The organism is Pseudomonas sp. SDO5522_S412, assembly GCF_054071215.1.
This window is the reverse complement of sequence record NZ_JBSVWQ010000037.1, coordinates 15,613-41,225: the sequence shown is the minus strand read 5'-3', so window position 1 is coordinate 41,225 and position 25,613 is coordinate 15,613. Positions and strand designations below refer to the sequence as shown.

The following is a 25,613-nucleotide window of genomic DNA, read 5'->3' as shown; positions in this document are numbered from 1 at the left end:
TGCCGAGCCTAAGCGAGGCACCGAGTGGTGGGGCAAAGACCTTTTGGTTACTTTTTGGGGCGTTTGCCAAAAGTGACCCGCTGTAAAAGCGGAACCATAAATAGCCGTTACCGCAGCAACGGATATGTACACAACATACCTAACCCAAAACCTCACAATCCCCACACAACCCACTGAATCCCAAGCAAAAAAAACGGCGCTCACGGGGCGCCGTTTTTCACATCCGCAGCGAACACCCTTTAGTAGTAGGCGTTTTCTTTCTGCGTATGGTCAGTCACATCCCGCACACCCTTGAGCTCCGGAACCCGCTCAAGCAGCGTACGCTCAATACCCTCACGCAAGGTCACGTCCGCCTGGCCGCAGCCCTGGCAACCGCCACCAAACTTCAACACAGCAATACCATCATCAACCACGTCAATCAGACTCACCTGACCACCGTGGCTGGCCAACCCAGGATTAATCTCGGTCTGCAGGTAATAGTTGATGCGCTCGTTAATCGGGCTATCCGCATTAACATTCGGCACCTTGGCGTTCGGCGCCTTGATGGTCAGTTGGCCGCCCATGCGATCCGTGGCGTAATCAACCACCGCATCGTCAAGGAACGCTTCACTGAACGCATCGATATACGCGGTGAAGCTTTTCAGCCCCAACGCCGTATCTTCAGGTTTTTCTTCTCCCGGCTTGCAGTAGGCAATGCACGTCTCAGCGTACTGGGTGCCGGGCTGGGTGATAAAGACGCGGATGCCAATGCCCGGGGTGTTCTGCTTCGACAGCAGATCAGCCAGGTAATCGTGGGCGGCGTCGGTAATGGTTATGGCGGTCATGGAAACTCCTCGCAGGCTTGCCGGCAGTTTACGCCAAATTATTACCGAGGTACAAAGTCCTAGTATTTTTGTCGGGAAAGAACCAACCGTTCGTCGCCATCGAACCAGCCTTTGAGCCGACGATAACTGCCCTTTTCCAGCCAGTGGTAGCTGGCCAGCGACCCAAGGGCGATCAGCACCACGCACACGCCGAGCATCACGTAGGCGTTAACCCCATAACACTGGGCGACAAAACCACCCGCCGACAGCACCAGCACGTGCATCAGATAGACCGAGTAGGAACAATCCCCCATCACCTTGAGCAGCCGGCTGCGCTCGAAATAGCGTTCCATCGAGATACAGGCCACCACCAGCACCGCACTCGGCAAGCCCCAGGTCAGGGCCCGCGGCGATGCCGGCCAGTGATAGATCGCCAGCAATGCCCCCGCAATCCCCAGCAATGGAAGCCACAGCCCGGGGCGAATCCAGCCCTTGCGGTAGAGCATGCCGATGCCTATCCCCAGCAGGAACTCATACACAATGTCCGAACGATAGAATTCGCTGATCCAGCCGAAAGAAGTCCACGCCTGGCACACCGCGAACAACAACGCGCCCACCACCAGCACCCGCCACTGCCGGCGAAACAGCAACGCCCAGGCAAACAGCACGTAGAAGAGCATCTCGTAGTTCAGGGTCCAGCCGACGTTCAAGGTCGGGTACACCCCATAACCACCGGGATTTTCCGAAGGTATGAACAGCAAGGACATCAACACATGGGCCGCATCGACGCTCTGGTCCGGCAACACCGGCCGCGCAAACACCACCAGCAGCGCCATCAACAGCGTGTAGAACCAGTAGGCCGGGACGATTCGCAGCAGGCGATACAGCAGGAATCGCCAGGGCGGCAGCTGTTTGTTCTCGGTGGAGAGGAAGATCACCAGGCCGCTGATCACAAAAAACACATCCACGCCCGCCGCACCTTTGTCGACAAACAGGTGGCCCAGCGCCGAATCGGCCTTAAAGCCAAAGAAAATCTGCATGAAGTGATGACCCACCACGGTCCAGGCCGCCAGGGCGCGCAGTGCCTGTACTGAAATCAACATCGTCGACCCACTCTCCCAACCCTCGACACCGGTTATTCAGGTGCCTATGGCTTGGGACAGCCGTCGACGGTCAAAGGTCGATCAAAGATTCTCGTAGCGGTTCATGTCCAGCACGCCCTCTTCCACCGGCGTGGTTTCGCGGATGTACTGCGACAGGTCGTGGAAGTACTGCCAGAACTGCGGGTGACTGCGGCGGATGCCCCAGCGGTCGACAATCTTCTCGAAGCGATTGGCGTCCTTGGCATTCTCCATGGCAGCGACAAACTCCGGCACTTGCTGCGCCGGAATGTTGAACATGAAGTTCGGGTAGCTGCTCAGCACCCCGGGATAGATGGTCACGGTGTCCAGGCCCGGCTGATAGCGATAAGCCTCACCGAGCATAAAGGCCACGTTGCTGTGGGCGCGGTTGCGCAACAGGCTGTACATCTCACGTTTGCCGCTGCGGGTTTCGATGCGCAGCATGGTCGCTTCCGGCAACAGGTCGATCACCTTGAGCCCCGCCGCCGGGCGGTTGGTCAGGCGGCTCAGGGCCTGTTCGGCGTCCTGCAACGCAGGGTCAATGCCCGGACGCGAGCAATAGGCGCTGACGCAACGGTTGATCGGGTCCGGGCTGGCGTTCAGGTCGCCGTAGCGGGCCAGCAACTGGTTGGCGAAGTCGCGCTTGGGGTCCTTTTCATCGAGTTTAAGGCCCGTGGGCTTGTCATCGTCGATGGCTTCATAGTCCAGCCACAGCTTGACCTTGCCGCTGTTCTGGTACCAATCGTCAAGGAAGTCATCCCGCGAGTCCGCCGGCATCAAGCGCAGGAAGTTCTGCTCGGCACCGTTGCGGATCAGGTCGAAATACAGGCGCGTCTGGGCCTGATGGGAAACGTTGCCGAACACATCGAAATTCACCGCCAACTGGTAGTAGGTGCGCTCCAGCAGCGGATAGTCGAACAGCCACAGGGTTTGCGGCACTTCGCCAATCAAGCCCTTGGTCACCGAGGCGCTGTCGAAGTGACGGAAGATGCTCAACAAGGCGTTGTCGTTGCCCGCCCACAGGCTCGACCAGCTCGGCGGCGGCAGGTCGGCATAGCTGTCCCGGCGCAACGCTTCGTACTCGTTGCGCTTGTCGCGGTATTTGAGCCAGAGGCTGAGCACGCTGCCCACATCGTCAATCTGCCCCGGCATCGCCAGCAACGGCGTGGCCTGGCCGCGGTAGCGGGCATCGGTGATATACAGGTCGTGGTCGGGGTCCTGGAACAGGGTCCAGAAGTTGTCGCGGATCACGTCCGTGGCGATCTGGCCCCGGCATACCGGCCCGCGAATAAAGGTGCGCACGAAGTATTCGGCGTTATCCAGCATGAACTGGTAGCGCGCCTTGGCCGGAATCGCCTCGAAGGTCTCGAACGGGTTCGCACGCCGGCCCGGCCCGTAGCCCGGCAAGGCTTGCACCTGCCAGTCATCGGTATAGAACAGCGACTTGATCCGGGCCATCTTCTCGGCGCTGAACGGATAGGTGATGTGAGTCTTGTGCACGATCACCCCCTGCACCGGCCACAGGCGGTAGTACACCTGGGTGCCCGGGTCGTCGTTGGGGCGGCGGGTGTTGATCAGGTCGATCGGCTGCCCGCTCGGGGTGCGCGAGCGTACCCACTGGAAGAAATGCCCCGGCTCGCCGCCTTCAAAGTAGATGTGGGCAAGGAACAGGTGCTCGAACAACCAGCGCGCCACCAGGCTTTCCCGGGCCCCGGGCTGGTTGAACAGGTTTTCCCATTGCTGCACTTGCAAGGCTTCCTTGGCACTCGGGGCCAGGCCTTGTTCGTCGATCGGTGCGCCGGAGGCCAGCCAGCGTTGCAGGGTCTGGTACTGCTGGTCGGTCAAGCCGGTGACGGCCAGGGGCATGCCTTCCTTCGGGTGGTTACCTGCGTAGGCGTTGAACTCCCCCGGCATCGGGCAGGTGTTTTCGCGGCTCAGGCCCAGCACGATGTCGTCGGGCAGCTTGGCGTTGGGCGCAAGCGGCGCGTTATGCCCCAGCTCCAGCATGCGCGCCATCAGTGCGGCCTGGCTGCCCTGGGCGTCGAGTACCGAGTAGAAATCCTTTTGCTGCCAGGCGGCTTTGCCGAAGGCGTCATAGAACAAACGGGTGGGCTGGCTGGCCTGGCTGCGTTCGCCGTCATATACCGGCACCTTGGTCGCGCCACGTGCGGCGCCTTCGGCACTGCCCAGGTTGAGCTGGCAGGCCGAGTCATAGCAGGCGTGGCAGGCCACGCACTTCTCGGTGAAGATCGGCTGGATGTCACGGGTATAAGAGATCGCCGGGGCGGGACCTTCTGCCTGTGCGGTGAGGGCGAACAGCGCAAACGCGGCGCTGACGATGAGGCGAAGTGACATGTTTCCGGTCCCGATTCAATGCGTGCAGTGAAAAACCCGTCGATTCTACCGATGTAACGCCCCCGCCAACATGAGCGATATTCATGCAATCCCTGCACATGCTCTAAAAGCGCACAGGTTTGTTATGATCTTCGCCCTCCGTAATACCTGACCAGAGTAGTCCCATGCCCGATCGTAGCGCTCGTCTGCAAGCCCTCCACCAAGCCCTCAAGGAACGCATCCTGATCCTCGACGGCGGCATGGGCACGATGATCCAGAGCTATAAACTGGAAGAGCAGGACTACCGTGGCAAACGCTTCGCCGACTGGCCGAGCGACGTCAAGGGCAATAACGACCTGCTGGTGATCACCCGTCCGGACGTGATCGGCGGCATCGAAAAAGCCTACCTGGATGCCGGCGCCGACATCCTGGAAACCAACACCTTCAACGCCACGCGCATTTCCATGGCCGACTACGGCATGGAAGACCTCGCCTACGAATTAAACGTAGAAGGCGCGCGCCTGGCGCGCAAGATCGCCGACGCCAAGACCCTGGAAAACCCGGCCAAGCCGCGCTTCGTCGCCGGCGTGCTCGGTCCGACCAGCCGTACCTGCTCGCTGTCGCCCGACGTAAACAACCCCGGCTACCGCAACGTGACCTTCGATGAGCTGGTGGAAAACTACACCGAAGCCACCAAAGGCCTGATCGAAGGCGGCGCCGACCTGATCCTGATCGAAACCATTTTCGACACCCTCAACGCCAAGGCCGCGATCTTCGCCGTGCAGGGCGTGTTCGAGGAACTCAACGTCGAACTGCCGATCATGATCTCCGGCACCATCACCGACGCCTCCGGCCGCACCCTGTCGGGCCAGACCACCGAAGCCTTCTGGAACTCGGTCAGCCACGCCAAGCCGCTGTCTGTGGGCCTGAACTGCGCACTGGGCGCGAGCGAGCTGCGTCCGTACCTGGAAGAGCTGTCGAACAAGGCCAACACCCACGTTTCCGCGCACCCGAACGCCGGCCTGCCCAACGAATTCGGCGAGTACGACGAACTGCCGTCGGAAACCGCCAAGGTCATCGAGGAATTCGCCCAGAGCGGCTTCCTGAACATCGTCGGTGGTTGCTGCGGCACCACCCCGGGCCATATTGAAGCCATCGCCAAGGCCGTGGCCGGTTATGCGCCGCGCCCGATCCCGGACATTCCGAAGGCCTGCCGCCTATCGGGCCTGGAACCGTTCACCATTGATCGCAACTCGTTGTTCGTCAACGTCGGCGAGCGCACCAACATCACCGGTTCCGCCCGCTTCGCCCGCCTGATCCGTGAAGACAACTACACCGAAGCCCTGGAAGTCGCCCTGCAGCAGGTGGAAGCCGGCGCCCAGGTGATCGACATCAACATGGACGAAGGCATGCTGGATTCGAAGAAGGCCATGGTGACCTTCCTCAATCTGATTGCCGGCGAGCCGGACATCTCCCGCGTGCCGATCATGATCGACTCCTCCAAGTGGGAAGTGATCGAAGCCGGCCTGAAGTGCATCCAGGGCAAGGGCATCGTCAACTCCATCAGCATGAAGGAAGGCGTGGAGCAGTTCATTCACCACGCCAAGCTGTGCAAGCGCTACGGCGCGGCGGTGGTGGTGATGGCGTTCGACGAGGCCGGCCAGGCCGACACCGAAGCACGCAAGAAAGAAATCTGCAAACGCTCCTACGACATCCTGGTGAATGAAGTCGGCTTCCCGCCGGAAGACATCATCTTCGACCCGAATATCTTCGCGGTCGCCACCGGTATCGAAGAGCACAACAACTACGCCGTCGATTTCATCAACGCCTGTGCCTACATCCGCGACGAGCTGCCGTATGCGTTGACCTCCGGCGGCGTGTCCAACGTGTCGTTCTCGTTCCGCGGCAACAACCCGGTGCGCGAGGCGATTCACTCGGTGTTCCTGCTGTATGCGATCCGCAACGGCCTGACGATGGGTATCGTCAACGCCGGCCAGCTGGAGATCTACGACCAGATCCCGGCCGAGCTGCGTGACGCGGTGGAAGACGTGGTGCTCAACCGCACCCCGGAAGGCACCGACGCCCTCCTCGCCATTGCCGACAAGTACAAGGGCGACGGCAGCGTCAAGGAAGCCGAGACCGAAGAATGGCGTGGCTGGGAAGTCAACAAGCGCCTGGAACACGCGCTGGTCAAGGGCATCACCACCCACATTGTCGAAGACACCGAGGAATCCCGGCAGTCGTTCGCGCGCCCGATCGAGGTGATCGAAGGCCCGCTGATGTCCGGCATGAACATCGTCGGCGACCTGTTCGGCGCCGGCAAAATGTTCCTGCCCCAGGTGGTGAAATCCGCCCGGGTGATGAAGCAGGCCGTGGCCCACTTGATCCCGTTCATCGAGCTGGAAAAAGGCGACAAGCCGGAAGCCAAGGGCAAGATCCTGATGGCCACGGTGAAGGGCGACGTGCACGACATCGGCAAGAACATCGTCGGCGTGGTGCTGGGTTGCAACGGCTATGACATCGTCGACCTGGGCGTGATGGTCCCGGCCGAGAAAATCCTGCAGGTGGCCAAGGAACAGAAGTGCGACATCATCGGCCTGTCCGGACTGATCACCCCGTCCCTGGACGAGATGGTGCACGTCGCCCGCGAGATGCAGCGCCAGGATTTCCACCTGCCGCTGATGATCGGTGGCGCCACCACTTCCAAGGCCCACACGGCCGTGAAGATCGAGCCCAAATACAGCAACGACGCGGTGATCTACGTCACCGACGCCTCCCGCGCCGTGGGCGTGGCGACGCAGTTGCTGTCCAAGGAATTGAAGCCGGCGTTCGTCGAGAAAACCCGCCTGGAATACATCGACGTGCGCGAGCGTACCTCCAACCGCAGCGCGCGCACCGAGCGCCTGAGCTACCCGGCCGCCATCGCCAAGAAGCCGCAGTTCGACTGGAGCAGCTACACGCCGGTCAAGCCGACGTTTACCGGCGCCAAGGTGCTGGACAATATCGACCTCAACATCCTGGCCGAGTACATCGACTGGACACCGTTCTTCATCTCCTGGGACCTGGCCGGCAAGTTCCCGCGCATCCTCACCGATGAAGTGGTGGGTGAAGCGGCGACGGCGCTGTACGCCGACGCACAGGAAATGCTCAAGAAGCTGATCGACGAAAAACTCATCAGCGCCCGCGCGGTGTTCGGTTTCTGGCCGACCAACCAGGTGCAGGACGATGACCTGGAAGTCTACGGCGATGACGGCCAGCCGATTGCCAGGCTGCACCATTTGCGCCAGCAGATCATCAAGACCGACGGCAAGCCGAACTTCTCCCTGGCCGACTTTGTCGCGCCCAAGGACAGCGGCGTAACCGACTACATCGGTGGCTTCATCACCACCGCTGGCATCGGCGCTGAAGAAGTGGCGAAGGCCTACCAGGACGCCGGCGACGACTACAACTCGATCATGGTCAAGGCCCTGGCCGACCGCCTGGCCGAAGCCTGCGCCGAGTGGCTGCACCAGCAGGTGCGTAAAGAGCACTGGGGCTACGCCAAGGACGAAGTGCTGGATAACGAAGCGCTGATCAAGGAGCAGTACAGCGGTATTCGCCCTGCCCCGGGTTACCCGGCGTGCCCGGATCACACCGAGAAGGCCCAGTTGTTCCAACTGCTGGACCCTGAAGCCCAGGAGATGCACGCCGGCCGCAGCGGCGTGTTCCTGACCGAGCACTACGCGATGTTCCCGGCAGCGGCCGTCAGCGGCTGGTACTTCGCTCACCCGCAGGCGCAGTACTTTGCGGTGGGCAAGATCGACAAGGACCAGGTCGCCAGCTACACCGCCCGCAAGGACCAGGACCTGAGCGTGACCGAACGCTGGCTGGCGCCGAACCTGGGTTACGACAACTAAGTCGTGGCGCGCTGGCCCGGGCGTCCAGCCGGCTGGGCGCCCGGGTCAGATCCCCAGATCCCTCCTCGCCCGCCCCGAAAGCCTGAGCGCCAGTGCCTGTTGCTCGGCAAGGTTTTCGGTGTCCAAGGCTGCGACTTCGCTCAGGTATTGGGCGCTGAGGTCCGGGTGAAGCTCCTCGAGGGCATCTACCTTGACCTGATGCGCCTGGGCCAACACCGAAAACTCTTCGGGATACAGCTTCTGCAAGTAGCTGACTCAGTACGGGCGCTTGACCAGCTCTTGCATAAACACAGGAGTACTCTCTCTGGCCATAATGGCGGCATACGCCTGATCGATGTTGGCCTGGGTCACCCGGGACAGGTTGCGGTACAGCATGGTGGACGGTTGGTGAGGCAGATCCAGGCGCTCGGCCAGGCCAATGCGGTAGGCCAGGCGAATTTCCGCCGGGTCGATGCCAGGGCTGCGGTTGATCGCTTCGCCAGCAATGCGCTCCGCTTCATCGAGACGGATCATGCGCCGGGCCAGGTTGAACAGCGTGGTGCCTTCCTGCCCGGGTGCAAGGGCCCTCAGGGCCTTGAACTCATACACGCTGACTTCAAGATCACTGAACAGGAGGATCCAGCCGTCACCACAGGTAGCCCTTACCCGCATCGCCTGGGCCTGGCCAAATAGTTGTTCGCGCAAGTGCGGGTATTGCTCCGCCGCCTCAAGCACCGCCCACACCCGGCGAGTCAGGTCGGCGCGGTCGTGCAAGAAATCCTGGGCGTTCTTCAACTGGGAAATGATGTAGAAAAAATCCTCGCTGTTTTCGGCCTGCTTGAGCACGCTCCATACCCGGTGGCGGGCCGAATCGGCGGCAATACCCGAGAACCATTGGGCCTTTTGTTGTTCCGGGGTCAAGAGTTCAGGGTGGATGTCCGACCCGGAGCTGCTATCGGTACTGTGGTACCCCTCCAGTGCGTCTTCCAGTTCCTCGGCGGAAAATCCCAGGCCACAATCGGTCTGCTGCTGGTAGACGCGCAAGCGTGCAAGATCTTCCTCAAACAGCAGGTTATCGGACAGGTCCGTGCCCCACATCAGAGCGCTGTGCTGGGGCAGCAACGCGTCTTCAGGGATGGTTTCGATACGGTTGCTGCGCAGGTCCAGGTGGCGCAACTGCGCAGCCTGGAGGACACCCTGCGGCCACGCCAGAAGGTTATTGCCACGCAGTTCCAATGACTGCAATTGAGGCAGGCTGCTGATGTCCAAAGAATCGAGGACGTTCTCACTCAGGTCCAGGCGCTCCAGCGCGGTCAGCCGATTGAGCTGGCCCTGCAGCTCGCTGCGATAGCGCAGTTCGTTATGGCTCAGGTGCAGCTCGGTAAGTGTCGAGCATTCGCCGACGGCGTCGGGCAGGCTCATCAGGCCATTATTGTTGAGAGTCAGGGTACGCAGCTTGGGAAACGCCCGCAGGAACGCATTGGAGCCCTGCTCAGTAAGCTTGACTGCGTTGAGGTTCAACACCCTCACATGGGCCAACGGCTCGGGTAACGCCGGCAGGTCCCCCAGATACAGGTCGTTCAATTGAAGGACCTCGCGCCCATCGCCCGGCGCAACCTCGGGGTGCGCCCGCAAGGTATGGCGCCAACTGTCGATAAGCCTGTCGGCCGCGCGACGACGGTCCACCGCGCTGACCCAGCCGCCCCCCTGGCGATAACCGCGAATATCGATCCAGTCGTTCAACACCCGCACCATACCCCGGTAGCCCGTGCGCCACCGAACCAGGCATGCCTCGACCTCCAGTGCGCCCAGGCCACTGGCAAGCAGTTCGTCAATGCGCCGTACCGCATCGCGCGTGGACAACGCCGGGTCTATTTGTTGCAGACGCTGCGCAGGTGTCTGCCGAACTTCACTGTTGGGCACCTCTACCTCCAGCGCGAGGAGCAGATCGGGACTGTCCGTGACCTCCAGGGGAAAGTATTCCGGATCGCCCCCCGTTCTGCCCTCCGCCAGCCCTTCGCGGGGAATGCCCAAGGGTTTGTCCAGGTAAAAGCTCGGGCCAAAAACCGGCAGCATGGCCGGTGCGACGTTCAACGGATTGTCCTGGTAGGTACGCAGGGCAAAACGCTGTATGTCGGCACAGGCCGGCAAGGTCAGGCGACAGCCACGCACGTTGCTGCTGAGCATCAGCAGGTCATGGCCGGTCAGTGCAGCCTGGGGGATCGTGGTAATAGCGCTGTAGCTCAGATCCACTTGACGCAGTTCGGGTAATGCCAGCCAACCTGTCGGCCAGGCGGTGGTCGCGGTGTGGCTCAGGTTCAGGCTGCGCAGCTGGTTGAGCCCACTGACATCCAGGGTACCCACACGGTTGTAATCCAGGTTCAACCCTCGAAGCGTGACCAGGGCGCTGAGGCGCTGCTGTATCGCCTCAGTGATCGTCAACTGGTTGTGCGCCAGGTCCAGCTGTTTGAGAGACCTCAACTGCGTCAGGGACGCCGGCAGGTCCATCAGGTTGCTGCGGCTCAGGTCCAGGCCGTGGATTTGGGTGAACTGGGGGAGGAAATCGTTCAATGCCTCCACTGAAACCCGGGTGCCTGCGAGGTTCAAGCGCTGCACGTGGGCAAAAGCTGCGGCCGGCATCGGCGGCAAATCCCCCAGTACCGTACCCGACAGGTCCAGCATGACCCCCTCGGAGGCGGCTGGCGAAGAAGGCCCGGCCACCTCACGGGGGGAGGCAAAACGTCGGTCGAGGCCATCGCGCCAGTAAGCCATGAGCTTGTCTGCCGCACGTTGACGATTGAGCGGGTCCACCGGTCGCCGGTCGACCTCCACTTCCCTGCCCTGCCACTCTTCCAGCGCCTGCTGCAAGGTTGCATGTTCATCCAGCAAGGCGTGCACACGGGTCAACTTGGCGTCACTGGTCAACCGATGGCGCCGCAGGTACGCCAAGGCACTGGGCGCAAACGCCGGGTCGCTGTCTTTCAGGCGTCGCAACGCGCCTTCACAATAAGCGTCCACCATCAGCACTTCATCCACCAAATGCCCCGGGTGGTTTTTCACGTGCTGATACACCGGCATGAACGCACGCCGCTCAAACGCTGCCCAGTTGAGGGTAAGGCCACGCCACAGGCGCTCGTGGCCCTCAAGCATTGCCGCCGGCATGGTATTTATCCCGGTCGCCAACAGGTCGAGCGTCTCCAGTTTGTCCAACGTCAGAACACCTACCGGCCACTCTTTCAGGGCGCCCGCCACCCGCAAGGCAAGCAGCTGTTTCAAGCCGCTGACATCCAATGCCTCCAGCGCGCCCGTCAGGGCCAACCGGCGCAACTGGCTTAACGTGTTAAGGCGTTGCAAAAAGACCGGCGAGTAGGTCAGGCCCCAGCCGTCGATCGACAACTCTTCAAGCTTGGGAAACAGCCCAAGGCCCGTGGCAATCGCTTCGACATGGGCGGGCTCGGTGAACACATTCAGGACTTCGGCGTTGGGGAACTGCTGCGCAAGCCTGACGCCCTGCGTGTCCGCCAAGGTTTCACCGCTTACACCCAACCCTCGCACATGGGAAAAATCAGCATCCAGCGCCGGCAAGTTACCGGCCTTGCCCAGTGACAGATAGGCATGGGGTTTCAAGCCCCGGTACGCGCCTTCGCGCCAGCAATTGATCAGGGTGTCGGCCGTATGTTGTGCCCCCGCCTGAGCACTGTTTTGCGTCACCCACTGATCCAGGGTCATGCGTAACCGGGTCAGTTCGCGCTCGCGGTTGCCAATCAACTCATAGATCTGTGGGGGGCGCTGGCCGGCCTGCAACAGACTTTGCACAAACAGCTGGGCCGCCTCATCGCTGAGGTTGGGGTAAACATCGCGAACCCTGGCCGCCAGGGCGGCATTGGGTGCCTGGGCCGCACCCCGGCCGCTCAGGGCATAACCTAATAATCCGCTCGCCAGACGCAACGCCGGGCGAGCCATGGGCGCGCGTATCTTCAGCACGGCGGCCATTTCGAGGCGGTGTGCCGTGGCATACCGTGCCAGGGCTTGCTGCAAATCGACGTCCGCGCTGGCCAGCGGCAAACCCAGTGACTGGCGCAGGCTCACGGGCAAGGCATGGACGATTGATGGATAGAAATTACGACTGCCGGGGACCGGACTGTTAAGAGGAGCCCCCTGCAGGTCGCACGCCAGGAATGTCTCGCCTTTTTTGACCAGGTAACGGCGCACTGCCGCGTCTTCAGGCCCAACTTCAGCCAGCAAGCGCCCACTGGGGTTGTCGGCGCGCAGTTCCAGGCGCAGCGTGGGAGACCAGCCCGGCAGTTGCTGCAAGCAATGCAACGCCAACCGGTCACTGTCCAGGCTGGCGAGCGCCGGCAGGTACAAGCCGGCCAACGCACTGCTCAGCCGACGTTGCTGTACCGCACGCCGCGCCAGGTTATCCAGGCGCGGCGCAACACCGGTTCGGCCGAGTATCTGCAGGCGTTCCTTATCGCTGGCCGTACTGATAATTTCGTTGATCGCGCCTCGGGACAAAGAAGCAAAGCGGCGCTGCAACACTGCGCCCTCGGGGGACAGGAGTACAGCCTGTGGCGGCGCGCCGCGAAACAACTGCAACGTATCGGCCAGCACGGCAGGCATCGGCAAACCATCTATGTGGACCTTGCGCAACAGGTCATCACTGATGCCGCTGATGTCGCCAAGGGCGCTCAACGTTGCATCGCTGATTCCCTGGGTTTCATGACCCAGGCGCCTCAGCAAGGTCAGGCGGTCCCATTCCAGTGGGCGTTCATGGGTATGGCGCCAGGCACCCGCCTGGTTGTGCTCGAGGATCGGCTGGTACGCGGCCGGATTGTTCGGATGCTGGATCCGCCATTTTCGAGTCCGCGCATCAAAAGCCTTTTCATAAAGGCTTTCACCCAGGCGCACATACATTTTGCCGTCCTGCGCGTACTGACCCTGGGCATTGGGCTTGAGTGATGCATCCAGAACGGTATGACTGCGGTAGGCCGCAAGGTCGGGTTTCCACAGGCGCCTTTCGCCGTTCGGCAACTTCACCGGCACCAGCCCATCGACCCATTTCGGCACCTGGATAGCGGGCGCCCGGCCAGCGAGGGCTGCCGCCCCACCCAGGGTAGCCATGAACCCGAGATTCAGCGCCACCGACTCCAGGTGCTCCCATGCCGCATCCATATCGCCCTCCTGCCAGGATTCGATGCCGTGATAGACCTCCAGGCCCAACTGAATCGCCGTGACCGCCAACAACAGCTCCCCCAGGCCGGGCACCATGAATGCGGCCACATTCAATGTGTTCAAACCCATGCTCAACCAGTGAGCATGGCGTGCCTGTGCGGCTTTTCGGTCAGCCTCCGCAGTGGGCACCGCCAGGGTTCTGGCATTGTCCTTGAGGCGCTGTACATGCCGCTCGTAGAGCGCGCCGAACAACTCCCCCTCGATCAACCGTTCACGCCGGTTCAAGTTGATTTGCTCGTCGTAGACCTGCTCCTTGTAGCCTCGCGGGTTCCAGGTGAAGGTGTAGAGTTTTTCCTTGAGGCGCTCAAGGAACTGCGGCGCCTGTTGCTGAGGTACCAGGCTGGCAAACAACTGCTGATAGGCAGGTGAGCGCAGGTTCACCGCCAGTTCCTTGTCGAACGCCTGCATAGACGGGTATTCCTTGAGCGGGCACTGCGGCGCGCCCGGAATCCAGGCCACCACCCGCGTATCAGGCGCCACGGGAAGCAGCCCGCTCACACCTGCCCCAGGAAACAAGGGCGGGATCACGGACCGGGTCGGTGCGACACCCGGCCCGATCAGCAGCACCTCCCCCAACTCGCAGCCCAGGATCGACAGTTGACCGAAACGGACGGCCTCACCCTCCAGCAGCGGCCGCGAAGTACCTGCCAGCAACTCACGCAACACGAGAAACACCGCCGCCCCGATGTCGCCCTGCGCCCATGCGGCATACAGGCGTACCGTCAGCAGGTCTTTTTGCGCGCGAATCATCTGCTCCCGCACCACGGCCCGAGTGGCAGCGGCATCGAACACCTGCGCCAGATGGGCCTGGTATTGCTGCCCCAGGTCCAGGGTGCGGCACAGGGTGGAAAAGGTTTGTGGAGTCATCGACAGGGTTTCGCTGTAGCGATAACGCGCCGCACGCGAGCCATCCGCCCGCGCCTCGCCGTAGTACTCGGTCAGCAGCGCACCTTCCGGCGCCAGGGCGCTGGTCTGTTCGAGGGCGATATCGGTGAAGTCTTCATCGCCCTCGAAGTTCAGCAGCGCTGCCTGCAACAACGAATGCTGCTGCGGGGCCTGGCGATACCGCAGGTAATGCAGCTGGTTTTTGTGGACGTCCGGGGCCTCGCCCATCGCCTCGCGCAACGCCGCTTCCAGCTTGGGCTGGGCGAATTCGACAATGCCTTGCAGCGCGCCAAGGCCCTTGGCCAAGGCTTCGCGGGACTGACGACTGGCCTTGCGACTGTCATCGAGTGCCTTGTTCAATGCGGGCGAGAGCGGAACCTTGGTGGCAGGCCGCTCCCTGCCGGGCAACAGTCCATGTTTGAGCCGGCGCACATCGACGGGGGCCATGTGGGCGACCCACGCGGGCAGGCGTTCCGTGATCAGGGCGGTGTGCAAGCTTTCGTCCGCGAGGGCGTTAGGTGGAGTAGACATGTGCGGCTTCCTGAGAACGCTTTAGGGAGGCCCAGTACAGCGAACAGGCGAGCGCCTTCGCAGGTAGATAATTGTTTTTGTGCACCTTGGCGCCGAACCTGGGTTACGACCACTGGGGCGCGGCAGGCCCGTTTCCGGACCTGCCGCCGGGGCACAGGCTGTTATAGCCTCAGTGCTGCTCTCTCCCGCCCGGACAGGCGAATCAGCAGGGCCTGGCGTTGCTCAGTCCTTTGCTTGGCCAGTACCACGGCTTCTGCCTCGTACTGCGCGCCAAACGCCGGATAGCGATCCTCCAGGGCTTCAGCCTCGCGGGCCTGGGTCTGGGCCAGCGTCGTAAAGTCAGCTGCGTATTGCTTCTGCACGTAGTCGACCCAGTACTGGCGCGTGACCAGATCGGCCGTGAACGCCTCGGTCGCCTCCCGGCCGATGATGCTGGCGTAGGCCTGGTCGATATCGGCCTGTTTCACTTGGGAAAGGTTGCGGTACAGCATGCCGGACGGCTGGCGCGGCAACTCCAGGCGTTGGGCCAGGCCGATGCGGTAGGCCAGGCGAATTTCCGCCGGGTCAACACTGGGCTTTAGGCTGACCACGCGGCTGGCGGTGGCTTCAGTCTGTTCCAGGCGGATCATGCTTCTGGCCAGCTTGAACAGCGCCGCGCCTTCTTTTCCGGGTTCCACGGTTTCCAGGGCCTTGAACTCATAGACACTGACTTCAAGGTCGCTGAACAGCAGGATCCAACCGTCACCGCAGGTCGCGTTGATCCGCATGCCGCGAGCCTTGCCGAACAGTTGCTCGCGCAACGCCGGACGTTGCTCGGCGGCCTCCAGCACCTCCCATACCCGGCGCGTCAACTCAGGGCGGTCGGTGATGAAGTCCTGGGCGTTTTTCAGTTGGGAAATGATGTAGAAGAAATCCTCACTGTCGTCAGCGCTCTTGAGCGACTCCCAGACTGCGTGTTTGCTGGAGTCGGCCGCCACGCCAGCAAACCATTGGGCTTTCTGTGCTGCGGGCGTCAGCAGCTCCGGATGCAGCTCACCGCTCAGATCCGCTTCCTCGTGACTGGTACTGAGGAGGAAGCCATCGAGCTCGCGATCAATTTGCTCCCGGGTATAACCCAGGCCGAACCCCGTTTCCTCGAGGAAGTCGCTCAGGCGCTCGAACACGCGTTCTTCCAGCCCGTTGTCCGTCAGGTTGGTGTTGCTCATCAGGAGGTTGTGGCGAGGCAACAGGGCATCGTCCGGGATGGTCTCGATCTGGTTATTGCTGAGGTCGAGGGTGCGCAGTCGCGGCAGTTCCAATGCCCCGGCCGGCCATTCCTCCAGGATGTTGTTGTGCAGGTCCAGGTTTGTCAGCCCGCGCAGGCCGCTGACATCCAGGCTGGCCAGGGTGTTTTCGCCAAGGTCGAGCCATTCCAGCGCACTTAATGGGCCGAGCAGTGCCTGTAGCTCCACAGCGTCGCGCAAATCATTGTAGGTGGCTTCGAGATGAGTCAGCGCCGTGTATTGGTTGATCACCTCGGGCAGGTGCGCCAGGCCATTCTTGTTGAGCACAAGCCGGCGCAGGTGGGGGAAACTGCCCAGGAACCCATTGGACCCCTGCTCCGTCAGCTTCACCTCGGTGAGGTCGAGCACGCTGACGTGGCTCATTGAAGCCGGCAACGTCGGCAGGTCGCCCAGATACAACCCGGACAGGTCCAGTACCTCGCGCCCGTCCACCGGCGGCACCTCGGGCCGGGCACGCAGGTTGTGGCGCCAGCTTTCAAGGAGCCGGCCGGCGGCACGACGACGGTCGAGGGCACTGACCCAGCCGCCCCCCTCGCGATAACCCTCGATGTCGATCCAACTGTTCAACACCCGGCTCAAGCGTTGATGCTCGGCGTGCAACTGCACCAGGCGTGTGTCGACGCCGGTGGCGCCCAGGCCGGCGGCCAGCCATTCATCAATGCGCGCCACCGCCTGGGCACTGCTCAAGGCAGGATCCAGTTGTTGCAGGCGCGCCGCCGGAGTGAGGCGTGCTTGCGCGTCGACGTTCTCGACGTGCAGGGGCAACAGCAACTGGCCGGGGTCGTCCGTGACCCTGACCGGGAAATACTCCGGATCGCCGCCGGTCCGGCCGATGCGCAGCTGTTCCTGGGGAATGCCCAGCGGCTTGTGCAGGTAGATTTCCGGCCCCACCAACGGCAGTAATTCCACATCAAGGCCCAATGGATTTTCCCGCAGGGTGCGTTGCGCAAAGGCCAGGATGTCGGCGCAGGCCCGGGCAGTCAGTCGGCAACCCCGCAGGTTGCTCTTGAGCATCAGCGTGTCGTGGCCGGTGAGCGCCTGGGCGGGCACCCGGGTGATAGCGCTGTGGCTCAGGTCCAGGCTCTCCAGGACTGGCAAGTCCAGGACACCCTCGGGCCATTCGGTGATTCCAGTGCGGCTGAGGTTCAAGTGGCGCAAGGCGTTGAGGCCACGCAGATCCAGGCTCGCGACACGGTTGTATTGCAAGTCCAGGGTTTCAAGAGCCGTCAGGCGGCTCAAGCGTTGCTGGATGGACGGGATGATGCTCAGTTGGTTGTGGGAAAGATCCAACTGGCGCAGGGCGGTGAAGTTGTCCAGGGCCGAAGGCAGCTGTGCCAGGTTGCTGGCACTGAGGTTCAAGTCTTCAATGGCGTTGAATGCGCCGAGAAAGTCATTCAGCGCCTCAATGGAAACCCGGGTGCCGCTCAGGTTGACCTGTTTGACATGGGCGAACGCGGCCGCCGGCAACCCGGGCAAGTCGCCCAGCACGCCCCCCGACAGGTTCAGTGTGGCGGTCGGCAGGTTGGAGCGCGCCGACATGCCCGACGGCGCAAACCGCGGCCCCAGGCCTTCACGCCAACTGTCCAGGAGCCGCTCGGCGGCGCGCTGGCGGTAAAAGACATCCACCTGCCGGCGGTCAACCCGCAACTCCCTGGCCGCCCACTCCTCCAGGTCCCGGCTCAGGGCGAGCTGTTCGTCGAGTACCTGGTGAGTGCGAGCCAGTATCTGTTCAGTGGTCAGACCCTGCTGCCGGAACTGAGAGACAACGTCTATGCCAAACCCCCAGCGCACGTCTTTCAAACGATCCATCACACCCTCACAGTAACCCCGCACCAGGGCTTGCTCATTGAGCAGGTGAGCCGGATTGCCCCGCACATGTTCATACACCGCCATGAATTCCCGGCGGTCAAACGCGGCCCACCGCAGGTTCAAGCCGCGCCACAGGCGTTCATGCCCGATGAGCATCGACGGGGGCACCGAACGGATGTTTGTTCGCCACAGGTCGAGTCTCTCAAGGTGCTCAAGTGACGCCACCCCCTGTGGCCACTCCTGCACCGAGCCCTCCATGCGCAGCGAGCGCAGGTGCGTGAGGGCGCTGACGTCCAGGCGTTGCGAAACGCCCTCGATGCTCAGGTGCTGCAAACGCTCCATCCCCCCCAGGCGTTGCATAAACGCAGCCGGATAGGCCATATCCCGGCCGCCTAACGTCAACTGGGTGAGCCCGGTAAAGCGGTTCAGTCCGTCGACCAGCTCGATGCCTGGGGTTGCCTCAAGGAATACATCAAGGCGTTGCACGCCGGAGAATTGCTCAGCCAGCCTTGTACCCTGCTCACCCGATAAGGCCTCGGCTCGCACACTCAGCGACTGCACATGGGAAAAGTCTGCGCTCAGCCGCGGAAGGTCCGTCACGCTGCCCAGCGACAGGGTGCTCAGCGGCGGCCGCTCGCGGTAAATGCCCTGGCGCCAGCAACTGATGATGTCGGCCGCCATCCGTTGCTGATCACTGACCCTACCCGGCTGTGGGAACGCAGCGGCGGTCCACTGATCAAGCTCTGCCTGCAACAGGTCGAACTCACGCTGGCGGTTTCCCAACAGGGTGAAGATCTGTTGGGCGCTTTCACCGGCCTGCAATCGGCTCAGGACAAAATCGCTGGCCTGCCCGGCGTTGAGGTTCGGATAGAGCGCCTGCACCCTCGCCGTCAGCGATGCATCCACGTCAAAGCCTTTGCCCCGACCGCTCAACGGGTAACCCAGGACCCCCCCCGCCCCTGTCAACACGGGTCGCGAACGCGGTGCGCGCAGGCCGAGCACATTGGACATTTGGCTACGGCGGCGGGTGGCATAACTGGCCACCGCCTGTTGCAGTTCCCGGTCCAGGGTCGCCACGGGCATGTCCAGGCCAGGTCGGGCCGCAGCGGGGATCGCATGCACGACGGACTGGAAGAAATTACGCCGCCCGGTGGTCCGGCTGTTCAGCGCGACACCGCGCTCGTCGTAGGCCTGGAAGGCTTCGCCCTGCTTGACCAGGTATCTGCGCAGCGGCGCATCTTGCGGGCCAATGCTGTTCAGTAACGGTCCTTCGACAGCCTGAAAGCGCACTTCCAGGCGCAGATTGGTGGGCCAGCCCGGCAAGTGTTGCAGGCAATGCAGGGCCAGGCGGTCAGTGTCGGCAACGGCGTCGGCCTGGCGATGCAGCCCCGCCAGGGCACGGCTCAGGCGGCCTTGTTGGACTGCGCGGCGAGCGGCATTGTCCAGGCGCGCCGAGGCTCCACGCTGACTGCGCAGTTGCAAGCGCTCCTGTTCGCTGGCGGTATCAAGGATTTCCTGGATGGCTCGCCTCGACAATCCAGGGAAGCGCCGTTGCAGCACCGCCTCTTCGCCAGCCAGCGGCGCCGTATCCGCCACTGGCTGGCTGCGGAACTGCTCCAGGGTATCGGCCAGCACGGCGGGCAACGGCCTGCCTTCGATATACGCCTTGCGCAACACGTCATCCTGGACCCCACTGATATCCCCAATAATGCCCAGTGTCGTATCAGAGAATTCTTCAGTGGCAGGCCCCAGTCGTCGCAACAGGGTCAGGCGGTCCCATTTGAAGGGCTGCTCATGCACATGCCGCCAGGCACCGGCGTTGTTGTGTTCAAGGATCGGTTGGTAAGCCTCGGGATTATCCGGGTGTTTGATCCGCCACTTGCGGATTCGACTGTCGAAGACCTTTTCATGCAGGTTTTCGCCGATACGCACATAAATCTTGCCGCCTGTCTCGTACTGGCCCCGGGCATTGGGCTTGAGAGCCGGGGCCAGCACCACCTCGCTGCGGTACGGCGCCAGGTCCGGTTTCCACAGCCGAGCCTCACCACTGGGCAGTTTGACCGGTACCAGGCCATCCACCCAGCGGGACACCTGGATCTGCGGCGCGCGGCTGGCCAGGGCCGTCGAACCGCCGAGGGCGGCCATGAAGGCCACGTTCAGCGCCACCGACTCCAGATGTCCCCAGGCGGCATCCATGTCGCCTTCCTTCCACGCCTCGATGCCATGGTAGACCTCCAGGCCCAGCTGCACAGCCGTAACCGCCAGCATCACCTCCCCCAGGCCGGGCACGACAAAGGCCGCCACGTTCAGCACATTCAAGCCAATACTCAGCCAATGTTCGTGGCGTTCCTGGGCAGCCTTGCGATCCGCCTCGGCGGTGGGTACGGCGAGCGTTCTGGCGTTATCTTTCAGGCGTTGCAGGTGGTTGTCATAGAGTGCTCCGAACAGCTCGCCACTGATCAGGCTTTCGCGGCGCGCCAGGTTGATGTTCGGGTCGTAGATCTGCTCCATGTAGCCTCTGGAATTCCACTCGAAGGTAAAGAGCTTGGTCTTCAGTCGTTGCAGGAAAGCCGGGGCTTCGTCTTGCGGCACCAGGCTGGCAAACAGCCGCTGATACTCCGGGGAGCGCAGGTTGATCGCCAGTTCCGCCTCGAACGCCTTTATCGACGGGTATTCCTTGAGCGGGCACAACGGCGCACCGGGGATCCACGCCACCAGCCGCTGGTCGGCCGCGGCCGGCACCAGCAACTCCCCTAGCGAGGCGCCGGGCACCAGCACAGTGCCCCAGCCCAACGGCTGCCGGGCATCTGCCATCGCGCCGACGCCCGGCCCGATCAGTACGACTTCACCCACCTTGCAGCCGAGAATCGCCAATTGGCTGCAGGCAACGGGCTTGCCATCCAACTGCGGCCGTTCGGTACCGGCCAGCAAGGCGTTGAGCATGGCATAGGCACTGTCGCTGACTTCGTTCTTCATCCGCGCCGTGTGCAGCCTGACGGCCAGCAGTTTCTTGTGCGCGTCGATCATCTGCTCGCGCACCACGGCCTTGGTGCCCGCCTCCTCGAACACTTGTTGCAAATGCGCCTGGTATTGCCGGCCCAGGTCCAGCGTGCGGCAGAGCGCGGCAAACTGGTCCGGGGTGACGGCGAGCTTTTCGCGGTAGCGATAGCGGGCCCGGCGTGAATGGTCGTTCAGAATTTCGCCGTAGTACTCGGTGAACAACGCCCCTTCGGGGGCCAGCGCGCTGGTTTGCTCAAGGGCGATATCGGCAAAGTCTTCATTGCCTTCAAAGTTGAGCAATGCCGCCTGCAACAGCGAATGCTGTTGCGGCACCTGACGGTAACGCAGGTAGTGCAACTGGTGCTTGTGGACGTCCGGTACCTCACCGAACCGTTTGCGCCAGGCGTCTTCCAGCAGCGGCTGGGCGAACTCGGTGATGCCCTTGAGGCCGTCGAGAGTCTTGGCCAGCCGCTCGTGGGCGCGGCGACTGGCCAACTGGCTGTCGGCGAATGCCTGGCGCAACCCCTGGGGCGCGTTACTGAGCCAGGCAGGTGGTGCATCCTCGGGGACGCGCCCGGGCAGCAGGCCCGGCTTCAAGCGTCGGATGTCCGCAGCCGCGCTGCGGGCAATCCAGCCGGGCAAGCTGTTCTTGATCAATGCGGTGTGTAGCCCCTGCTCTGTCGGGGCGGGTAAGGTTGGCATGCGCTCGTTCCTGATGACTCTGTTAAGGAGTCCCAGTACAGCGAACGGGCCAACCGCCAGGGCGGTAGATAGCTACAGCCGGTGTTTTGCGGGAACTTGGCTATCCTCATCCATGGGTTTGATCCCTACCGCGAGGCCTTTATGGACGATTCCAACAACAAGCCACCGACTTTCTGGCAGATGCTTCACAGCGTGATGGCAGCCGCCTTCGGGGTGCAGAGCGGGAAGAATCGCGCCCGCGACTTTACCCATGGCAAGCCCAGCCACTTTGTCATCCTGGGTATTGTGTTTACCGCCGTGTTTGCCTTGACCCTGTTTGGCATCGTCAAGCTGGTGCTGCACCTGGCCGGTGTTTGAAGCCGGTCAATGCATCAGCAGTTGCAGGCTGAACGGGTAGCGATAGGTGGCTGGCTTGCCCTGGGCTGACAGTGCTCGAAAGTCGACGCCGTAGTCCTCGCGCCCCTGCATCTCTAAAAGGCGCGTGGCTTGTGGCGGATCAATCAATCGAAAGAGCCCAAGCTTGCGCTCACGCCCACCGTACTGCGCCATGCCCAGGCCGCGGGCATCGTCATGCAGCACCACCATCGCCCAGCCGCCAAGGGTGAAATGCCCGGCCACCAGCACACTCAGGCGCCCCTCAAGGCGCGCCTGCAACGCTTCGGGCGAACTGTTGACCGCGCTGAACAACACGTCCGTGCCCGGCGTGCGCCCGCTGCCTTTGAGTGCATCCATTGCCCCCAGCGCCATTTCATCGTTGGCCGCCCACACCAGCGCGGTCTGCGGGTAGCGTTTGAATAACTGCGTGGCCTGGTCGAAAGCGCGCTGGCGACTCCACTCGCCATACACCAACTGGCGCAGGCGCACCTGCGGATGATCCGCCAGGGCGCGCTGCAAGCCTTGCTCGCGCAGTTGCGCGGCGGGAGTGGTCTTGGCCCCGGAGAACGCGATCAGGTCGAGGGTCTGGCCGGGGGCGACAGGCCCATGCAGGCGCAACAACTGGGTGAGCATCAAGTAGCCCGCCTGTTCGTCGTCGGCGACCATGCTGCCGATCCAGTCAGGGTATTTGCCGGCGTCCAGCAGTTGAGTCTGGTCCGCGGTCAGCGCGTTGTTGACGATCAGCAGCTTGACCCCGCTGCCCTGGGCCAGGCGCAAGATCTGCGGGGCAATGTACTGCTCGTTGACCAGCACCAGGTAGTCCGGGCGCTCGGCGCCTTGCAGGGCTTCACGGGCCTGCACCAGCGTGGTCTCGGGGTTGCGCTCGGAATAGCGCACACGCAAATCCAGGCCGAGGTCCCTGGCGGCGGCCTGCATGAATTGCGCGTAGCTGACCCAGAAGGTCTCGGTCGAATTGCCAGGGTTGAGAAACACCACCGACGTCGCCTGGGCGATGGCCCAGAACGGCATGCTCAGCACCAGCAAGCACTTGCAGAGAACCTTCAACATCGTTGCCTGAGCCCTTCGGAATGACGGCCCATGATAATGGCATCAGGCCGGTCAATCTCGGCTAATTGCCGATTGTCGACAACAAGGCTCGATAACGCCCTTTTATTGATGGCTGACCCAGAACACGGCAGTGGAAACCACCAGGATAATCAAGAACAGAATGGCCCACGCATCGACACTGCTGTCACTTTTGCGGGCTTTGGTCGGATTGCTCATAGCATCGCCTCTTGTCGGTTTTATAGGTGATTGCACAAAGACACGAGCACAGTAAAGTTCATGATTGCCCGCATGACAAATGTGGGTATCGCGATAACCGTTCTCATTAGGCCATTTGGTTATTTGCATATACTCAAACATCACTTTTGCGCATAAACGCAAACTGGTATCGTGCGCCGGCTCCGTTGGGAGTGCGCGGCCGTGCGCGCAGATTTGCCGAGAACAGGACCTATATGTACGTATACGACGAATACGATCAGCGCATCATCGAGGACCGCGTCAAGCAGTTCCGTGATCAGACCCGACGCTATCTGGCAGGTGAACTGAGCGAAGAAGAGTTCCGCCCTCTGCGCCTGCAAAATGGCCTTTATGTTCAGCGCTTTGCGCCGATGCTGCGGGTTGCCGTGCCTTATGGCCAACTGACTTCCCGTCAGACGCGCATGATGGCCAAGATTGCCCGCGACTTCGACAAGGGCTATGCCCACATCAGTACTCGCCAGAACGTTCAGTTCAACTGGCCGGCCCTGGAAGACGTGCCGGACATCCTGGCTGAATTGGCCACCGTGCAGATGCACGCCATTCAGACCAGCGGTAACTGCCTGCGCAACGTGACCACCGACCAGTTCGCCGGCGTTGCCGCTGACGAGCTGATCGACCCCCGCCCATGGTGTGAAATCGTCCGTCAATGGACCACCTTCCACCCGGAATTCGCCTACCTGCCACGCAAGTTCAAGATCGCCATCAATGGCTCGACCTCGGACCGCGCCGCCATCGAAGTGCACGATATCGGCCTGGAGCCGGTGCATAACGCGGCGGGCGAGTTGGGCTTCCGTGTGCTCGTAGGCGGTGGCCTCGGTCGTACGCCGGTAGTGGGTGCCTTCATCAACGAATTCCTGCCGTGGCAGGACCTGTTGAGCTACCTCGACGCGATCCTGCGGGTCTACAACCGCTACGGCCGTCGTGACAACAAGTACAAGGCCCGGATCAAGATCCTGGTAAAAGCGCTGACCCCCGAGGTGTTCGCCCAGAAAGTCGACGCCGAGATGGAACACCTGCGCGGCGGCCAGACCACCCTGACCGACGCCGAAGTGCACCGCGTTGCCAAACACTTCGTCGACCCGGACTACAAGGCCCTGAGCAATCAGGACGCCGCGTTGGCCGAGCTCGATGCGCAGCACCCGGGGTTCGCCCGCTGGCGCACCCGCAACACCCTGGCCCACAAAAAGCCGGGCTATGTGGCCGTGACCCTGTCGCTGAAACCTACCGGTGTTGCACCGGGTGACATCACCGACAAGCAACTGGACGGCGTCGCCGACCTGGCCGAGCGCTACAGCTTCGGCCAACTGCGCACCTCCCACGAGCAGAACATCATCCTCGCCGATGTTGAACAGTCTCAACTGTTCACCCTGTGGGGCGAGCTGCGCGAGCAGGGTTTTGCCACGCCGAACATCGGCTTGCTGACCGACATCATCTGCTGCCCGGGCGGCGACTTCTGCTCCCTGGCCAACGCCAAGTCGATCCCGATTGCCGAATCGATCCAGCGCCGTTTCGACGACCTGGACTACCTGTTCGACATCGGCGAGCTGGACCTGAACATCTCCGGTTGCATGAACGCCTGTGGTCACCACCACGTCGGCCACATCGGCATCCTGGGCGTGGACAAGAAAGGCGAAGAATTCTACCAAGTGTCCCTGGGTGGCAGCGCCAGCCGCGATGCGAGCCTGGGCAAGATCCTCGGCCCGTCCTTCGCCCAGGAAGCCATGCCTGACGTGATCGGCAAGCTGATCGACGTGTACGTCGAACAGCGCACCGAAGATGAGCGTTTCATCGACACTTACCAGCGCATCGGCATTGACCTGTTCAAGGAGCGCGTCTATGCAGCGAATCATTAAGAACAACGAAGTCCTCGACGAAACCTGGCACCTGCTGCCCAAGGATGCGAGCTTCGATGGCATCTCCAACTGCGACGACCTGATCGTGCCACTGGCCCTGTGGCGCGAGCACGCTCACGCCCTCAAGGCCCGCGACGGCGGCCTGGGTGTGTGGCTGGACGCCGATGAAGAAGCCGAAGAGATCGGTGATGACGTGGAGCACTTCCAGGTCATCGCCCTGAACTTCCCGGCCTTCACCGACGGTCGCAACTACTCCAACGCCCGCCTGCTGCGTGACCGTTATGGTTACAAGGGCGAGCTGCGGGCGATTGGCGATGTGCTGCGCGACCAGTTGTTCTACCTGCGCCGCTGCGGGTTCGATGCCTTCGCCTTGCGCGCGGACAAAGACCCGTATGAAGCGCTGGAAAGCCTCAAGGATTTCTCGGTGACGTACCAGGCCGCGACGGATGAACCGTTGCCGTTGTTCCGCCGCAGGTAACCGCTG

Annotated in this window: 11 protein-coding genes; 4 read left to right on the top strand and 7 right to left on the bottom strand. The window is 62.2% G+C overall.

Features of this window, described 5'->3' with window-relative positions:
• Positions 1-239 precede the first annotated feature (239 nt).
• The 3 genes from nfuA to ACW9I6_RS11260 all read right to left on the bottom strand — a co-directional run bounded on the left by nfuA (position 240) and on the right by ACW9I6_RS11260 (position 4,279).
• Positions 240-824: a Fe-S biogenesis protein NfuA gene (gene nfuA, locus ACW9I6_RS11270; RefSeq protein ID WP_003210817.1), complete on the bottom strand. Its 585-nt coding sequence runs from the start codon at positions 822-824 to the stop codon at positions 240-242.
• A 59-nt stretch (positions 825-883) separates the two neighbouring features.
• Positions 884-1,906, bottom strand: a complete 1,023-nt coding sequence (locus ACW9I6_RS11265; protein WP_457339298.1) for an acyltransferase family protein — start codon at positions 1,904-1,906, stop codon at positions 884-886.
• Positions 1,907-1,987: 81 nt separating this feature from the next.
• Positions 1,988-4,279 (bottom strand): fatty acid cis/trans isomerase, encoded by a 2,292-nt coding sequence (locus tag ACW9I6_RS11260; protein WP_003210812.1) that lies wholly within the window; start codon positions 4,277-4,279, stop codon positions 1,988-1,990.
• A 164-nt stretch (positions 4,280-4,443) separates the two neighbouring features.
• On the opposite strand from ACW9I6_RS11260, the gene metH reads away from it, so the two are divergent.
• Entirely contained in the window at positions 4,444-8,154 is a 3,711-nt protein-coding gene (gene metH / locus ACW9I6_RS11255; RefSeq protein WP_457339297.1) for a methionine synthase, read from the top strand.
• Between the two features lie 45 nt (positions 8,155-8,199).
• On the opposite strand, the gene ACW9I6_RS11250 is transcribed toward metH, so the two are convergent.
• The 3 genes from ACW9I6_RS11250 to ACW9I6_RS11240 all read right to left on the bottom strand — a co-directional run bounded on the left by ACW9I6_RS11250 (position 8,200) and on the right by ACW9I6_RS11240 (position 21,578).
• On the bottom strand, positions 8,200-8,400 hold the full coding sequence (locus ACW9I6_RS11250) for a hypothetical protein (protein WP_457339296.1): 201 nt from the start codon (positions 8,398-8,400) through the stop codon (positions 8,200-8,202).
• A gap of 9 nt (positions 8,401-8,409) precedes the next feature.
• On the bottom strand, positions 8,410-14,784 hold the full coding sequence (locus tag ACW9I6_RS11245) for an NEL-type E3 ubiquitin ligase domain-containing protein (RefSeq protein ID WP_457339295.1): 6,375 nt from the start codon (positions 14,782-14,784) through the stop codon (positions 8,410-8,412).
• A gap of 161 nt (positions 14,785-14,945) precedes the next feature.
• Positions 14,946-21,578 (bottom strand): NEL-type E3 ubiquitin ligase domain-containing protein, encoded by a 6,633-nt coding sequence (locus tag ACW9I6_RS11240; RefSeq protein ID WP_457339294.1) that lies wholly within the window; start codon positions 21,576-21,578, stop codon positions 14,946-14,948.
• A gap of 141 nt (positions 21,579-21,719) precedes the next feature.
• Here ACW9I6_RS11240 and ACW9I6_RS11235 point away from each other — a divergent pair, with 141 nt between their 5' ends.
• Positions 21,720-21,935 (top strand): DUF2970 domain-containing protein, encoded by a 216-nt coding sequence (locus tag ACW9I6_RS11235; RefSeq protein WP_008432997.1) that lies wholly within the window; start codon positions 21,720-21,722, stop codon positions 21,933-21,935.
• 6 nt (positions 21,936-21,941) lie between these two features.
• Here the strand turns inward: ACW9I6_RS11235 and ACW9I6_RS11230 are convergent, their stop codons facing one another.
• Positions 21,942-23,021, bottom strand: coding sequence for an ABC transporter substrate-binding protein (locus ACW9I6_RS11230; RefSeq protein ID WP_177029362.1), 1,080 nt, complete (start codon positions 23,019-23,021; stop codon positions 21,942-21,944).
• A 449-nt stretch (positions 23,022-23,470) separates the two neighbouring features.
• Between ACW9I6_RS11230 and ACW9I6_RS11225 the strand changes: the two genes are divergently transcribed.
• On the top strand, positions 23,471-25,129 hold the full coding sequence (locus ACW9I6_RS11225; protein WP_003210800.1) for a nitrite/sulfite reductase: 1,659 nt from the start codon (positions 23,471-23,473) through the stop codon (positions 25,127-25,129).
• The gene (locus ACW9I6_RS11220) at positions 25,113-25,607 is read left to right on the top strand and encodes a DUF934 domain-containing protein (protein ID WP_003210798.1); all 495 of its coding nucleotides are present in this window, start codon (positions 25,113-25,115) and stop codon (positions 25,605-25,607) included. Before ACW9I6_RS11225 ends, ACW9I6_RS11220 begins: the two co-directional genes overlap by 17 nt.
• The last annotated feature ends 6 nt before the right edge of the window (positions 25,608-25,613 follow it).

Bases quoted from the DNA above. Each gene is read 5' to 3' on its own strand.
- nfuA (WP_003210817.1), bottom strand. From the start codon at position 824: ATGACCGCCATAACCATTACCGACGCCGCCCACGATTACCTGGCTGAT.
- ACW9I6_RS11265 (WP_457339298.1), bottom strand. From the start codon at position 1,906: ATGTTGATTTCAGTACAGGCACTGCGCGCCCTGGCGGCCTGGACCGTG.
- ACW9I6_RS11260 (WP_003210812.1), bottom strand. From the start codon at position 4,279: ATGTCACTTCGCCTCATCGTCAGCGCCGCGTTTGCGCTGTTCGCCCTC.
- metH (WP_457339297.1), top strand. From the start codon at position 4,444: ATGCCCGATCGTAGCGCTCGTCTGCAAGCCCTCCACCAAGCCCTCAAG.
- ACW9I6_RS11245 (WP_457339295.1), bottom strand. From the start codon at position 14,784: ATGTCTACTCCACCTAACGCCCTCGCGGACGAAAGCTTGCACACCGCC.
- ACW9I6_RS11240 (WP_457339294.1), bottom strand. From the start codon at position 21,578: ATGCCAACCTTACCCGCCCCGACAGAGCAGGGGCTACACACCGCATTG.
- ACW9I6_RS11235 (WP_008432997.1), top strand. From the start codon at position 21,720: ATGGACGATTCCAACAACAAGCCACCGACTTTCTGGCAGATGCTTCAC.
- ACW9I6_RS11230 (WP_177029362.1), bottom strand. From the start codon at position 23,021: ATGTTGAAGGTTCTCTGCAAGTGCTTGCTGGTGCTGAGCATGCCGTTC.
- ACW9I6_RS11225 (WP_003210800.1), top strand. From the start codon at position 23,471: ATGTACGTATACGACGAATACGATCAGCGCATCATCGAGGACCGCGTC.
- ACW9I6_RS11220 (WP_003210798.1), top strand. From the start codon at position 25,113: ATGCAGCGAATCATTAAGAACAACGAAGTCCTCGACGAAACCTGGCAC.